At 69.7% G+C, this 13,597-nt stretch carries 14 protein-coding genes and 1 tRNA gene; 7 read left to right on the forward strand and 8 right to left on the reverse strand.

Annotation, left to right across the window (positions count from 1 at the left end; translation table 11 throughout):
• Positions 1–11 precede the first annotated feature (11 nt).
• The 3 genes from ACZ3HQ_RS10965 to ACZ3HQ_RS10975 all read left to right on the forward strand — a co-directional run bounded on the left by ACZ3HQ_RS10965 (position 12) and on the right by ACZ3HQ_RS10975 (position 4,378).
• Positions 12–1,487, forward strand: a complete 1,476-nt coding sequence (locus ACZ3HQ_RS10965; protein WP_467509527.1) for a peptidoglycan D,D-transpeptidase FtsI family protein — start codon at positions 12–14, stop codon at positions 1,485–1,487.
• Between the two features lie 170 nt (positions 1,488–1,657).
• Positions 1,658–3,643, forward strand: coding sequence for a Stk1 family PASTA domain-containing Ser/Thr kinase (pknB, locus tag ACZ3HQ_RS10970; RefSeq protein WP_467509529.1), 1,986 nt, complete (start codon positions 1,658–1,660; stop codon positions 3,641–3,643).
• A 108-nt stretch (positions 3,644–3,751) separates the two neighbouring features.
• Positions 3,752–4,378 (forward strand): restriction endonuclease, encoded by a 627-nt coding sequence (locus ACZ3HQ_RS10975; RefSeq protein WP_467509531.1) that lies wholly within the window; start codon positions 3,752–3,754, stop codon positions 4,376–4,378.
• Here the strand turns inward: ACZ3HQ_RS10975 and ACZ3HQ_RS10980 are convergent, their stop codons facing one another.
• The 5 genes from ACZ3HQ_RS10980 to ACZ3HQ_RS11000 all read right to left on the reverse strand — a co-directional run bounded on the left by ACZ3HQ_RS10980 (position 4,379) and on the right by ACZ3HQ_RS11000 (position 8,025).
• A complete protein-coding gene (locus ACZ3HQ_RS10980) occupies positions 4,379–5,125 on the reverse strand; it encodes a class E sortase (RefSeq protein ID WP_467510009.1) in 747 nt (248 codons plus the stop codon). It abuts the gene before it with no gap.
• Positions 5,126–5,173: 48 nt separating this feature from the next.
• On the reverse strand, positions 5,174–6,244 hold the full coding sequence (locus tag ACZ3HQ_RS10985; RefSeq protein ID WP_467509533.1) for a class E sortase: 1,071 nt from the start codon (positions 6,242–6,244) through the stop codon (positions 5,174–5,176).
• The gene (locus ACZ3HQ_RS10990; protein ID WP_031179054.1) at positions 6,241–6,882 is read right to left on the reverse strand and encodes an aminodeoxychorismate/anthranilate synthase component II; all 642 of its coding nucleotides are present in this window, start codon (positions 6,880–6,882) and stop codon (positions 6,241–6,243) included. The genes ACZ3HQ_RS10985 and ACZ3HQ_RS10990 overlap by 4 nt, the downstream gene beginning before the upstream one ends.
• Positions 6,879–7,040 (reverse strand): hypothetical protein, encoded by a 162-nt coding sequence (locus tag ACZ3HQ_RS10995; protein ID WP_030805941.1) that lies wholly within the window; start codon positions 7,038–7,040, stop codon positions 6,879–6,881. The genes ACZ3HQ_RS10990 and ACZ3HQ_RS10995 overlap by 4 nt, the downstream gene beginning before the upstream one ends.
• 196 nt (positions 7,041–7,236) lie before the next feature.
• The gene (locus ACZ3HQ_RS11000) at positions 7,237–8,025 is read right to left on the reverse strand and encodes a DUF881 domain-containing protein (RefSeq protein ID WP_467509535.1); all 789 of its coding nucleotides are present in this window, start codon (positions 8,023–8,025) and stop codon (positions 7,237–7,239) included.
• 152 nt (positions 8,026–8,177) lie between these two features.
• On the opposite strand from ACZ3HQ_RS11000, the gene crgA reads away from it, so the two are divergent.
• Positions 8,178–8,432 (forward strand): cell division protein CrgA, encoded by a 255-nt coding sequence (gene crgA, locus ACZ3HQ_RS11005; RefSeq protein ID WP_030805947.1) that lies wholly within the window; start codon positions 8,178–8,180, stop codon positions 8,430–8,432.
• A 281-nt stretch (positions 8,433–8,713) separates the two neighbouring features.
• On the opposite strand, the gene ACZ3HQ_RS11010 is transcribed toward crgA, so the two are convergent.
• Positions 8,714–9,610, reverse strand: coding sequence for a rhomboid family intramembrane serine protease (locus ACZ3HQ_RS11010; RefSeq protein WP_467509537.1), 897 nt, complete (start codon positions 9,608–9,610; stop codon positions 8,714–8,716).
• 119 nt (positions 9,611–9,729) lie between these two features.
• Positions 9,730–10,260 (reverse strand): peptidylprolyl isomerase, encoded by a 531-nt coding sequence (locus ACZ3HQ_RS11015; RefSeq protein WP_467509539.1) that lies wholly within the window; start codon positions 10,258–10,260, stop codon positions 9,730–9,732.
• A gap of 277 nt (positions 10,261–10,537) precedes the next feature.
• On the opposite strand from ACZ3HQ_RS11015, the gene ACZ3HQ_RS11020 reads away from it, so the two are divergent.
• A complete protein-coding gene (locus ACZ3HQ_RS11020; RefSeq protein ID WP_467509541.1) occupies positions 10,538–11,236 on the forward strand; it encodes a DUF5324 family protein in 699 nt (232 codons plus the stop codon).
• A gap of 133 nt (positions 11,237–11,369) precedes the next feature.
• Here the strand turns inward: ACZ3HQ_RS11020 and ACZ3HQ_RS11025 are convergent.
• Positions 11,370–11,442 (reverse strand) — tRNA-Ala (locus tag ACZ3HQ_RS11025).
• Positions 11,443–11,622: 180 nt separating this feature from the next.
• On the opposite strand from ACZ3HQ_RS11025, the gene ACZ3HQ_RS11030 reads away from it, so the two are divergent.
• On the forward strand, positions 11,623–12,171 hold the full coding sequence (locus tag ACZ3HQ_RS11030; protein WP_086695219.1) for a helix-turn-helix domain-containing protein: 549 nt from the start codon (positions 11,623–11,625) through the stop codon (positions 12,169–12,171).
• 84 nt (positions 12,172–12,255) lie between these two features.
• Entirely contained in the window at positions 12,256–13,524 is a 1,269-nt protein-coding gene (locus ACZ3HQ_RS11035; protein WP_467509543.1) for a serine/threonine-protein kinase, read from the forward strand.
• Positions 13,525–13,597: the final 73 nt, after the last annotated feature.

Genomic DNA, 13,597 nt, shown 5'->3' on the forward strand with positions numbered 1-13,597 from the left:
AAAGGCCGGACGTGAACAAGCCCCTGCGCCGCATCGCGCTCTTCTGCGGACTGCTCGTCCTGGCCCTGCTGATCCGCGACAACTGGCTCCAGTACGTCAAGGCCGACGAGCTCCGCACCGCGACCGACAACCGCCGCGTCGCCATCGAGCGCTACGCCTCCCCGCGCGGCGACATCGTCGTGGACGGCGAGCCGATAACCGGTTCCGTCGAGACCAAGGCCGGCGACTTCAAGTACAAGCGCACGTACAAGAACGGCCCCATGTGGGCGCCGGTCACCGGGTACTCCTCCCAGGCGTTCGACAGCACGCAGCTCGAGAAGATCAACGACGGCATCCTCACCGGCAACGACGACCGGCTGTTCTTCCGCAACACCCTGGACATGCTGACCGGCAAGCCAAAGCAGGGCGGCAACGTCGTCACCACGCTCAACTCGGCGGCGCAGAAGGCCGCGTACTCCGGGCTGAAGAACCAGGGCGGCAAGGGCGCGGTCGTCGCGCTGGAGCCCTCCACCGGCAAGATCCTCGCGCTGGCCTCGTACCCCTCGTACGACCCGTCGTCCTTCGCGGGTTCCCGTGACGCCGACGCCGCGGCCTGGGCGAAGCTCCAGAAGAAGAGCGACTCCTCCGACCCGATGCTCAACCGGGCGCTGCGCGAGACCTACCCGCCCGGCTCGACCTTCAAGGTGGTCACCGCCGCTGCGGCGCTGGAGAACGGCAAGTACTCCTCGGCCGACCAGCAGACCGACAGCCCGCTGCCCTGGGTGATGCCCGGCACGCAGACCGAGCTGAAGAACGAGGGCAACATCCCCTGCAAGGACGCGACGATGCGGGTCGCGCTCCAGTACTCCTGCAACACCGTCTTCGGCAAGATCGGCGCCGACCTCGGCAACGAGAAGATGCTGGAGGAGGCCAAGAAGTTCGGCTTCGACTCCGAGCAGTTCACGCCGATCCGCGCCAACGCCTCCGTGTTCTCGAAGGACATGAACGACTCGCAGACGGCGCTGTCCTCCATCGGCCAGTTCAACACCGCCGCCACCCCGCTGCAGATGGCCATGGTCGCCTCCGCGGTCGCCAACGACGGCAAGCTGATGAAGCCGTACATGGTCGACTCCCTCCAGTCCTCCAACCTGGACCCGGTGGAGAAGAACGAGCCGCAGGAGATGAGCCAGCCGCTCTCGCCGGGCAACGCGCAGATCCTGCAGTCGATGATGGAGACGGTCGTCAAGGACGGCACCGGTAAGAACGCGCAGATCAACGGCGTGACGGTGGGCGGCAAGACGGGTACCGCGCAGCACGGTGTGAAGAACAGCGAGAACCCCTACGCGTGGTTCCTCTCCTACGCCAAGCTGCCCGACCACAGCTCGCCGGTGGCCGTGGCCGTGGTCATCGAGGACGACAACGCCGTCCGCGACGACATCTCCGGTGGCGGCCTGGCCGCCCCGATCGCGAAGCAGGTCATGGAGGCGGTCATCAACTCCAAGAAGTGAACCCGCTCACGTGCCCTTCACATCGCCGCACGTTGCGATACCGGTCCGGTATCGGGTTACCGGCTTGGCCAGGTCACACAGAGCGAGCCGGGTACGGTAGGCCCGGACGGAAGCTCCGGCCGCGCACACCCGTGCCGGGCGGGACCGACGGAGAGGGCTGGTAAGTAGCTATGGAAGAGCCGCGTCGCCTAGGCGGCCGGTACGAGCTGGGCCACGTACTCGGCCGTGGTGGCATGGCAGAGGTCTACCTCGCGCATGACACCCGCCTCGGCCGCACCGTGGCGGTGAAGACGCTGCGCGCGGACCTCGCGCGTGATCCGTCCTTCCAGGCCCGGTTCCGCCGGGAGGCCCAGTCTGCCGCCTCGCTCAACCATCCCGCGATCGTCGCGGTCTACGACACGGGCGAGGACTACATCGACGGGGTCTCGATCCCGTACATCGTGATGGAGTACGTCGACGGCTCCACGCTCCGTGAGCTGCTGCACTCCGGGCGCAAGCTGCTGCCCGAGCGGTCGATGGAGATGACCATCGGCATCCTCCAGGGTCTGGAGTACGCCCACCGCAGCGGCATCGTCCACCGGGACATCAAGCCGGCCAACGTCATGCTGACCCGCAACGGCCAGGTCAAGGTGATGGACTTCGGCATCGCCCGCGCCATGGGCGACTCCGGGATGACGATGACGCAGACCGCGGCCGTGATCGGCACCGCCCAGTACCTCTCGCCGGAGCAGGCCAAGGGCGAGCAGGTCGACGCCCGGTCCGACCTGTACTCCACGGGCTGCCTGCTCTACGAGCTGCTGACCGTCCGTCCGCCGTTCGTGGGCGACTCCCCGGTGGCCGTGGCCTACCAGCACGTGCGCGAGGAGCCGCAGCCGCCGAGCGTGTTCGACCCCGAGATCACGCCGGAGATGGACGCGATCGTCCTCAAGGCGCTGACCAAGGACCCGAACTACCGCTACCAGTCGGCCGACGAGATGCGCGCCGACATCGAGGCGTGCCTCGACGGCCAGCCCGTCGGCGCGACCGCGGCCATGAGCACGGTCGGCTACGGCTACGCGGACGACCAGGCGACCACCGCGCTGCGGCAGGAGCCGGCCGGGGCGACGACGATGCTCCCGCCGATGAACCCGGACGACGGCGGCTACGGCTACGACGACCGGCCCGACCGGCGGCGCCAGCAGAAGAAGAACAGCAACAACACCTCGACGATCCTGCTCGCGGTCGCGGGTGCGCTCGTGCTGGTCGGCGCGATCCTCATCGGCATGTGGATGTTCCCCGGCAAGAGCGACAAGCCGTTCGCGGCGCCGAACTTCGTGGGCAACACCGTCGAGGACGCCCGGAAGATGGCGGAGGCGTCGGATCTGAAGCTGGGTGACATCACGCGCAAGCCGTGTGAGAACCAGCCCAAGAACAAGATCTGTTCGCAGACCCCCACGGAGGGCTCGGACGTCAAGAAGAACGACACCATCGACCTGGTCGTCTCCACGGGCGCGCCCAAGGTGACGATCCCGAGTGTCATCGGGCTCAGCTTCGACGAGGCGCGGGAGAAGCTGGAAGGCGACGACTACCAGCTCACGGTGAAGAAGGAGACCCGCGTCTCCAGCGACACCCCCGACAACGTCCTCGACCAGGACCCCACCGGCGGTAACCAGGTGCAGAAGGGGTCCACGATCACCCTGACGGTCGCCAAGGCCGAGGAGAAGGTCACCATCCCGGAGGTCAGGGGCAAGTCCTGCGACGAGGCCAAGGCCGACCTCCAGAACGCGGGTCTCGTCCCGACCTGCAACGACCAGCCCGTGGCCGACCCGGCCCAGAACGGCAAGGTCCAGGGCACCAACCCGGAGATCGGCCGCCAGGTCAAGAAGGGCACCCCGGTCTCCATCAGCGTCGGCAAGAACGACACCCCGCAGCAGGTCCAGGTGCCGAACGTGGTCCAGTCGTCCCTGAAGGACGCCCGCAAGACCCTCCAGGACCTCGGCCTCCAGGTCAACGCCCAGGGCCCGGGCGCCGGCGACGAGAAGGCCACCGTCCTCACGCAGAGCGTCCCGCCCGGCACCCCGGCCAACAAGGGCGACACCATCACCCTCGTCGTCGCCAGCCAGGGCAACGACGGCGGAGGCGGCCTCGGCGGAATCTTCGGCGGCCCCAACGGCTGACCCCCGCTCCGCACTGATCAACCCACAGGCCCCCAGCACCCCCAGGTGCCGGGGGCCTGTCCCGTTTTCCGATCGTGCCCTCATATGCCCACAGGTCGTTGACAGGGCATGATCGACGAAACCGTGCTCCTGGAATCCCAGACGCTGCGCACCAGCGTGCTGGACCGCACCGAGGTACTGGACCGGGTGAAGACCCTCTCCCTGCTTCCGGACGGCCTGCATGTGACGACCGCGATGGTGGCGACCTACTTCGGTGTCACCGTCGAGGCCGTGCGCCAACTGACCCGTCGGCACCGTGAGGAACTCACAGCCAATGGCATGGCCGTTCTGCGTGGCGCTGACCTGCGCGAATTCGAGAGTGACAACGTGTCACTCTCGCTGGGAAGTTATCCACAGGCCCGTCGGAGCCTCACGGTCTACTCCCGCCGAGCCGTCCTCAACATCGCCATGCTCCTCCGCGACAGCGAGGTCGCCCGGCGGGTGCGCACGTATCTCCTCGATGTGGAGCAGGCGTCCCGTGCCGGGCTCGACGGCCCCGCGCTGGACGACCGTATCGATCAGCGGATCGCGCACATCCTCGGCAAGACGGTCGTACCGATGTTCAACGCGTTGATCGAGACCTCGGGTGAGCATCAGCGGGAGCTGGTGGCGATGCGGGACGGGGTGGGGCGGATCGAGCAGCGGCTGCGGACGCATCACGCGCGGTTGCGGCGGCTGGAGGGCCGTAAGGGGTGATCAGCGGAGTTCCGCCGGAGGGGTGCGTTTGGCGTCTACCTTTTCCGTGCGGACCAGTTCTGCCCAGACGATGTAGCGGTAGCGGCTGGTGTAGACCGGGGTGCAGGTGGTCAGGGTGATGTAGTGGCCCGGCTTCGTCTTGCCGGACTCCTTCGGGACCTGGGCGAGGATGTCGACGTTGTACTTCGAGGTCTCCGGGAGGATCGAGTAGACCTTGTAGACGTACCACTTGTCCTTGGTCTCGAAGACGACCGGGTCGCCCTCGTGGACCTTGTCGATGTTGTGGAACTTGGCGCCGTGGCCGTCGCGGTGGGCGGCGAGGGTGAAGTTGCCCTTCTTGCCGGTCATCGGGAGCACGGCCTTGGCCGGGTCGGTGTAGTAGCCAGCCACGCCCTCGTCGAGCACGTCGGGGGAGGTGCCCTTCTCCACCAGGACCGCGCCGTTGCGCATCGCCGGGACGTGCAGGAAGCCGATGCCGTCCTTGGTGTCCAGCGCGCCGGGACCGGTCGCGGAGTTCGCCCAGTGCTCCCGGACCCGGTCCGCCTGCCGGTCGGCGTGCCGGTCGGCGACGACGTTGGTCCACCACAGCGAGTAGACGACGAACAGCCCGAGCACCACCCCGGCCGTGATGAGGAGTTCCCCGAGGAAGCTGACCGCGCGCGCGATGGGCCCCTGCCCGCGCGGCGGGCCGCCGCCCGTGCCGGACGCGGCCGTGTGCTCTTCGGTGCCGTCGGCGGTCGCTGCCACAGATCCCCTGCCCATGTTCGGCTCTTCGGCTGGTGAGACGGACCGCCGCTACTGGATGAGCGCGTCCGGCTTGCCCTTGCTGCGCGGGCGTTCCTCGACCATCTTGCCCCAGACGATCAGCCGGTACTTGCTGGTGAACTCCGGCGTGCAGGTGGTGAGGGTGATGTACCGCCCCTGCCGGGTGAACCCGGACCCGTTCGGCACCGGATTCAGCACGCTGGTGTTGGACGGCGGAGTCACCGGCAGCATCGACGCCACCTTGTACACGAAGTACTCGTCCTGCGTCTCGACCACCACGGCGTCGCCCGCCACCAGCCGGTTGATGTAACGGAACGGCTCCCCATGGGTGTTGCGGTGCGCCGCGAGCCCGAAGTTGCCGGTCTTGTCGTACGGCATCGCCGTCTTCAGCGGCGCCTCGCCGTAATGCCCGATCATCCCCTTGTCGAGCACCTTCTTGTTGCTGACGCCCTCCGCGATCGGCGCGACCACGTCCAGCTTGGGGATGTGCAGGATGGCGAAGCCCTGTCCCGGCTCGAACACCCCCGGCGCCCGCTTGCCGTTCGCCCAGTCGTCCTGGAGCTGGCTCGTCTCGCTGCCGGCCTCGGCGTGGGCCCGGACGTTGGTCCACCAGAGCTGGTAGGTGACGAACAGCAGCATGACCACACCGGTGGTGATGAAGAGTTCACCGACCGCCCGGCTCACCATGACGGCCGCCCCCGGCTTGCGCGCCCGCGCCTGCTGCCGGGCCTCGACCCGTGACAGCGGCCGCGACGGACCGTTCGCAGCGGCCGGAGCCTCGGCCCCACGCCGCCCGCCGCCCCGCTTGGCGGCCTTCCTGCGGGCCGCGCGCCCCCCGGTGGCTCCCCCGGCGCCCACAGCGCCCGCGGAGGCGCTCAGCGAGCCGTACGCGCCCTCCGCCGCACCGGGTACCCGGAGCGCCATCGTCCGGTCGTCCAGGGGGAGTTCGGGGCCGTCCGGGTACGCGTCGTAGCCGCTGTAGTCGTCGACGGCCGGCCTCCGCGCCGTCCCCGGATCGCCCGCGCCCACGAACGCCGGACCGTAGGACCCGTACGGCGCCCCGCCGTACGCGTCCTCGCGTTCCGGGCGCGGGGTGGTCACGCCGTGGCCCTGCCCACCACCGGGGCGAGCCCCGCCGACCTCGCCACCGCGTCCCGGTCGCCGCACTCGGCGAGCCAGTTGGCCAGCATCCGGTGGCCGTGCTCGGTCAGCACCGACTCGGGGTGGAACTGCACGCCCTCGACCGGGAGTTCACGGTGGCGCAGCCCCATGATGATCCCGTCCTCGGTGCGGGCGGTGACCTCCAGCTCGGCCGGCACGGTGGCCGGCTCGGCGGCCAGCGAGTGGTACCGGGTGGCGATGAACGGCGTCGGCAGTCCCGCGAAGACGCCCCGGCCCTCGTGGATCACCGGCGAGGTCTTGCCGTGCAGCAGCTCGGGCGCCCGGTCCACCACCCCGCCGTAGGCGACCTGCATCGACTGCATGCCGAGGCAGACGCCGAACACCGGGACGCCGGTCGCGGCGCAGTGCCGGACCATGTCCACGCAGACCCCGGCCTCCTCGGGGGTGCCCGGTCCGGGCGAGAGGAGGACGCCGTCGAAGCCGTCCTGGGCGTGCGCGGTGGTCACCTCGTCGTTGCGCAGCACCTCGCACTCGGCGCCGAGCTGGTACAGGTACTGGACGAGGTTGAAGACGAAGCTGTCGTAGTTGTCGACGACGAGAATCCGGGCGCTGCTCACTGGTTGTCCACCGTCACATCGTTGAAGGGCAGCAGCGGTTCCGCCCACGGGAACACGTACTGGAACAGGACGTAGACCGCGGCCACGACGAGCACGAGCGAGATCAGTGCCCTCACCAACGCGTTGCCCGGCAGATGCCGCCAGATCCAGCCGTACATGCCGTCCCTTCCGTTCCTCCACGGCCCCTGACTCACGCCGTACGGCACCAGACTAACGGCGCCGGGTCCGTCACCGGCCTGCCTGGAGCACACCTGGACATACGGCGCCGGGCGCCGATCACCTCAATGACCGGCGGAACGGTTTCCCACCGCGAACACGCGGTCGGCGGGTGAGGCGCGGCCGCTCGAGGCGCGCCTACTTCACGGGCGTCGCGTAGTGCAGGTCGACGGTGCCGGTGTAGCCGGGCAGGGTGACGGTGCCCTCGTCGGCGACGTCCCAGCCCAGGCCGTACACATTGACGTACACCATGTAGTTCTGGATCGCCTTGCTCGCGGCGAGCGCCTGCTTCAGCCGCTCCGGGTCCCCCACGGCGGTGATCTTGTACGGGGGTGAGTAGACGCGGCCCTGGAGGATCAGGGTGTTGCCGACGCAGCGGACCGCGCTGGTGGAGATCAGCCGCTGGTCCATGACCTTGATGCCCTGGGCGCCGCCGTGCCAGAGCGCGTTGACGACCGCCTGGAGGTCCTGCTGGTGGATGACCAGGTAGTCGGGCTGCGGCGGGGGATAGCCGGGGAGCTTGGCGGTGGCGTTCGGCGGGGCGTCGTTGAGGGTGACGGTGACGGCCTTGCCGGTGAGCCGCTCGGTGCCCGCGCTCTTCTCCAGCACGCCGAGCCGCCGGTCCTGGGCGCGGGTGCTGCCGTCGTCGCCCTCGGCGAGCGACTCGACGCTGTGCCGCAGTGTGGCGTTGGACTCGTCCAGGCCCTGGTTCTTCCGGCTGCGCTCCTGGACGAGGTCCGACAGCTTCAGCAGCGAGGTGTCGGTGCGCAGGTCGGTGCCCTTGGCAGTGTTGAAGCTGGTGACGAAGATGAGGCCGGCCAGCGCGAAGACACCGGCGGTGAGAATCCGCACCGGCCGGAAACGCGGGCGGCGGTCCGGGGCGGAACCCATTGCTCCCGTCCCCGGGGAGTCGGCAGAATTGCTCAACGTACCCTTATCTCCTTCGGCGCCACGGAAGCACTACGCTAACGGACGTCCGGGGGAGCACTCGGTGTGCCCCAGCCGTCCCCTTGTACGCTGCCCCGAGCTCGACCCAGACACCTGCGCGGTCACGCAGCGCATCGACAGGAGAGACCCTCGTGCCGAAGTCACGTATCCGCAAGAAGGCCGACTACACGCCGCCGCCCGTCAAGCAGGCGCAGGCCATCAAGCTCACCAACAGCGCCTGGGTCGCGCCCGTCATGCTGGCGATGTTCCTCATCGGCCTGGCGTGGATCGTGGTGTTCTACGTGACCGACGGCTCGCTGCCGATCGACAGCCTGGACAACTGGAACATCGTCGTCGGCTTCGGCTTCATCGCGGCGGGCTTCGGCGTCTCCACCCAGTGGAAGTGACCGGGCCCATAGCCCACCAGAGCCGGTTCCGGCTACCTCTGCCCACGGCCCTCCACTGAGTTATCCACAGGCCAACGAAGTATCCACACCCCCCTGGGGAAAAGGAATACGATCTGTGGATAACTCATCCCCGGTTGACGCCGGAAACACCATCCGACGACCGGCGCTCCGCTTAATGCCCCCTGTCTGACCTGCGGATTCTCATCCGAGCGACAGGGGGCACGGTTGTTCCCGCACAGTGTGCACAAGATCGGGCACAGACTGTGGACAACGGTTCGGGCTCAGGTGAGCTGGAGGGTTCTCACCAGGGTGAGAACGGCCACCACCAGGAGCACCAGCGCACAGGCCCCGTACTGGATCAACGCCCGTCGCTCGCGCGGCGCGTGGATCATCGCGTACCCCACGACGACGCCCGCGACCAGGCCGCCGATGTGCGCCTGCCAGGCGATGCCCGGCACCCCGAACGTGATGATCAGGTTGACCACCAGCAGCACGATGACCGGCCGCATGTCGTACTTCAGGCGGCGCAGCAGGACGGCGGTGGCGCCGAACAGGCCGAAGATCGCACCGGAGGCGCCCAGCGAGGGCTGGTTCGGCGCGGCCAGGAGGTAGGTCAGCGCACCGCCGGCCAGGCCGCAGACCAGGTACAGCGTGAGGTAGCGGGCGCGGCCGAGGGCACCTTCCAGCGGGCCGCCGATCCACCACAGGCTGAGCATGTTGAAGAGGATGTGCACATAGCCGCTGTGCAGGAACATCGAGGTCAGCAGGCGGTACCACTGCCCCTCGGCGACGCCCTGGATGCCGGTGAGGTGGGGGGCGTAGGCCCGGCCGATCAGATCGAGCTGGTTGGTGAAGACGTCACCCAGGGAGAGCTTGACCAGGAAGAGGGCCAGGTTCAGCCCGATGAGGACCTTGGTGACCAGGCGGGGGTCGCGGGTGAGGGTGCCGCCCGCGAGGGTGCGGGGGCGGTTGTCGGCGGGGGCCGGCGCATGGCCGGAGGCGGGGGTGCCGCCGCGCACGCAGTCGGGGCACTGGAAGCCCACGGAGGCGTCGACCATGCACTCGGGACAGATCGGCCGGTCGCAGCGGGTGCAGCGCACACCGGTCTCGCGGTCCGGGTGCCGGTAGCAGACGGGCACGCTGCGGGCGCCCGGGGCGTCGGCCGCTGCCTGGTCCATGAGATCCCCTTAGTCCCTCGCGTCGTCCGTCGTCACTGGCGGGGGCGCGGCGCCGCCCCCGCCCATCCCTACGGACGAGCGGGGCATTTGGTTCCCCGCGCCGGCTTCCCCCTCGCGGGTCAGCCTTCGGTCTTCTCCACCACGACGGACTCGATCACCACGTCCTCGAGAGGACGGTCGTTGCGGCCCGTGGGGACGGCGGCGATGGCGTCGACGACCTTCTGGCCGGCCGCGTCGGCGACCTCGCCGAAGATGGTGTGCTTGCGGTTCAGCCAGGTGGTCGGGGAGACCGTGATGAAGAACTGCGAGCCGTTGGTGCCCGGCCCGGCATTGGCCATGGCGAGCAGGTAGGGCTTGTTGAAGGACAGGTCGGGGTGGAACTCGTCCGGGAACTGGTAGCCGGGGCCGCCGATGCCGGTGCCGAGCGGGTCGCCGCCCTGGAGCATGAAGCCGCTGATCACCCGGTGGAAGGTGGTGCCGTCGTAGAGCCGGTCGGTGCTCTCGACGCCGGTCGCCGGGTGCTTCCAGGAGCGCTCGCCCCGGGCCAGCTCGACGAAGTTCTTGACCGTGGCCGGCGCGTGGTTCGGGAACAGCCTGATCTTGATGTCGCCGTGGTTGGTCTTCAGGGTGGCGTAAAGCTGCTCGGCCACGATCTGCCTTCCGTTGTCTTTCCGTTCGCCCCCGATCCTCGCACGCTCCAGGCGGCCCGGAACCGGGCGGGTGACGGCGAGTTCGGCCCGTTTGGGCGGCGACCGGCGGCGAATCGTGGCAGGGTCGTCGGCGGGGCCGGTTGCCCGTATTTCACCACTTCGCCAGAGATCGGCACCCGTATGCCCGTCCACACATGCTGTGTGGGCCACCGACAGGCATGATCCGTAACAGGGTGGACAGTCGAAATACCGTACCGCCACCGAGGAGGAGGTTCCCGTGACCCGCATCGACAGCGTGCGCGCCGCGACCGGTTCGGCCAAGGACAGCGTGCTGCACGCAGCGGACGTGGTGGCGCCCTATGCCGACACGGCCAAGGAGCGTGCCGCTCATTACACGCAGGAGGCACGTGTACGGCTGGCGCCCGTGGTCTCGCAGGCGGCCGACCAGGCCCGCCTTCAGTACGACGCCAAGCTCGCCCCGCAGGTGGAGCGAGCGCTCTCCCACGTGCCGCCGAAGGTCGATCAGGCAGCGCAGGACGCCGCCAAGCTGACCCGAAAGGCCGCCAAGCAGGCGGCGGAGTACTCCCGCCCCCGGATCGAGCAGGCCGTGGCCGCCGCCACCCCGGTGTACGACGAGGCCGCAGCGCGCAGCGCCGCCGCCCTGGTCGCGCTGCGGGGCAATGTGTCGGCCAAGGAGATCCAGAAGCTGGCCCGCCGCAACGAGCGTCGCGGCCGCACCGGCCGGGCGCTGAAGTACGTGGCACTGGCCAGCCTGCTCGCGGGCGGCGCCTACGCCGCCTGGCAGTGGTGGGACCGCCAGGCCAACCCGGACTGGCTGGTCGAGCCCCCGGCCGCCACCGAGATGCCGGACGCGGCCCGCCTCCACTCGGTCGACGGCACCGGCCCCTCCGTCCTGGACCCCGAGGTCCAGGCGAAGCAGGTCGAGGACGACATCGAGGGCGACGAGAACCGCTGACCCGCCCCCCCAAGTCACGCTCACCCCAAGCTGTTTCACGTGAAACAGCCCCCGCCACCCCCCGACCCCCCCGCCAGCACAACAAAAACCCCCTCCGCACTGCGCTTCCGCAGGTCGGAGGGGGTTTTTCTTGTGGAGCCTAGGGGAGTCGAACCCCTGACATCTGCCATGCAAAGACAGCGCTCTACCAACTGAGCTAAGGCCCCGGAAGGGGACAGCCGACGGGAGGACGGGCTCCTGGCGGGCGTCGCAGACCAGAGTACCGGTTCACCCCCCGTATCCCGCAAAAAGATTGGGGGTCCCCGCGAATCACCCCGCTCCGTAGGATGCTCGACGTGGTTCGCGTCAGCGAACCACGGTTTCTGGGGAAGCGATGGGGAGACGCAATGGATGCCGCACAGCAGGAAGCCACCGCGAGAGCGCGGGAGCTCCAGCGGAACTGGTACGGGGAGCCGTTGGGGGCGCTCTTCCGTAAGCTCATCGACGATCTCGGGCTCAATCAGGCCCGGCTCGCCGCCGCGCTGGGGCTGTCGGCTCCGATGCTGTCGCAGCTCATGAGCGGCCAGCGGGCCAAGATCGGCAACCCCGCGGTGGTGCAGCGGGTGCAGTTGCTGCAGGAGCTGGCCGCGCAGGTGGCCGACGGCAGTGTGAGCGCGGCTGAGGCGACCGACCGCATGGACGAGATCAAGAAGTCCCAAGGGGGCTCGGTGCTGAGCAACACCACCACGACGACGAGCAGTTCGGGCGCGCCCACGGTCAAGCGGGTCGTGCGCGAGATCCAGTCGCTGCTGCGCTCCGTCGCCGCCGCCGGGGACATCATCGACGCGGCGGACACCCTCGCCCCGACCCACCCCGAACTGGCAGAGTTCCTCCGGGTCTACGGCGCGGGCCGCACCGCCGACGCGGTCGCGCACTACCAGTCCCACCAGAGCTGACCCCCGGCCCGGTCCGGAGGGGGTCCGGCACCGGGCCCGGCCCTACGGCCGGGGCAGCGCACCAGGGGGAGGAGCCGCACGGTCATGGGCGAGGTCTTCGCGGGGCGGTACGAGCTGGCCGACCCGATCGGGCGTGGCGGTGTGGGCGCGGTATGGCGCGCCTGGGACCACCGCAGACGGCGCTATGTCGCCGCCAAGGTGCTTCAGCAGCGCGACGCCCACACCCTGCTGCGCTTCGTGCGCGAGCAGGCGCTGCGCATCGATCATCCGCATGTGCTCGCACCGGCGAGCTGGGCGGCCGACGACGACCAGGTCCTGTTCACCATGGACCTGGTGTCCGGTGGCTCCCTGGTCCATCTGATCAACGACTACGGCCCTCTTCCGCCGGTGTTCGTCTGCACCCTGCTGGACCAGTTGCTGTCCGGCCTGGACGCGGTGCACGCCGAGGGGGTCGTCCACCGGGACATCAAGCCCGCCAACGTGCTGCTGGAGGCCACCGGCACCGGCCGGCCCCGGCTGCGGCTGTCCGACTTCGGCATCGCCATGCGGTTCGGGGAGCCCCGGCTGACCGAGACCAACCTCGTGGTCGGCACGCCGGGTTATCTGGCGCCCGAGCAACTACTGGGGGCCGAACCCGACTACCCCGGTGACCTGTTCGCCGTGGGGCTGGTCGCCCTGTATCTGCTGGAGGGGGCCAAGCCGGACGGCAAGGAGATCGTCCGGTACTTCCTGGAGCACGGGACGCCGGGCGCGCCCACCCGGGTGCCCGAGCCGCTGTGGCAGGTGATCGCCACCATGCTCCAGCCCGACCCCGCCGCCCGCTTCCGCACCGCAACGGGCGCCCGCAAGGCCCTCGCCGCCGCCCGCGAACTCCTCCCGGAGCCCGGCCCCGACGACGAGCCGATCGAAATCTTCGACCAGCTCGGCCCGCTACCCCCCGGCTTCGGCCCCGACGGCCCCCACAAACCCGCTCCCGCCGTGGACGCCCGCTGGGGAAACCGTCCCGTCGGCGCACCGGACACCAGCGGCACGACGACCGACGCCCCGCTGCCCGTCTCCTCCCCGACCGCCGGCCTGGGCGCCCGGCCCCCGGCCGTCCCCACCCCGGCGATGTCCGACACCGGCAGCTTCCATCTCCCGCCCCCACCGCCACCCCGGCCCACGACCGACCCCCACACCGCCGCGTACACCACCCGCGACCCCCGAACCTCTGGCGACGAGACCCCCCGCACCCCCAGCCACCGCGCCCGCTCCCGCCCCCGCCCGGGTCCCTCCGCCAAGGTCGCCGTCCCGGTCCTGCTGCTGGCCCTGGTCTGCTACGCCGTCGGCTTCTGGGCACTGGCCCGCGTCTGAGACGGCCGGCCGCCCGGCACCCAGAGCCCGCGGCGACCTGCCGTACGGCTGCGTACCGCCACCGAGCCCGCCG

It is taken from the genome of Streptomyces sp. NPDC018263, assembly GCF_055562575.1.

Bases quoted from the DNA above. Each gene is read 5' to 3' on its own strand.
- pknB (WP_467509529.1), top strand. From the start codon at position 1,658: ATGGAAGAGCCGCGTCGCCTAGGCGGCCGGTACGAGCTGGGCCACGTA.
- ACZ3HQ_RS10975 (WP_467509531.1), top strand. From the start codon at position 3,752: ATGATCGACGAAACCGTGCTCCTGGAATCCCAGACGCTGCGCACCAGC.
- ACZ3HQ_RS10995 (WP_030805941.1), bottom strand. From the start codon at position 7,040: ATGTACGGCTGGATCTGGCGGCATCTGCCGGGCAACGCGTTGGTGAGG.
- ACZ3HQ_RS11010 (WP_467509537.1), bottom strand. From the start codon at position 9,610: ATGGACCAGGCAGCGGCCGACGCCCCGGGCGCCCGCAGCGTGCCCGTC.
- ACZ3HQ_RS11030 (WP_086695219.1), top strand. From the start codon at position 11,623: ATGGATGCCGCACAGCAGGAAGCCACCGCGAGAGCGCGGGAGCTCCAG.
- ACZ3HQ_RS11035 (WP_467509543.1), top strand. From the start codon at position 12,256: ATGGGCGAGGTCTTCGCGGGGCGGTACGAGCTGGCCGACCCGATCGGG.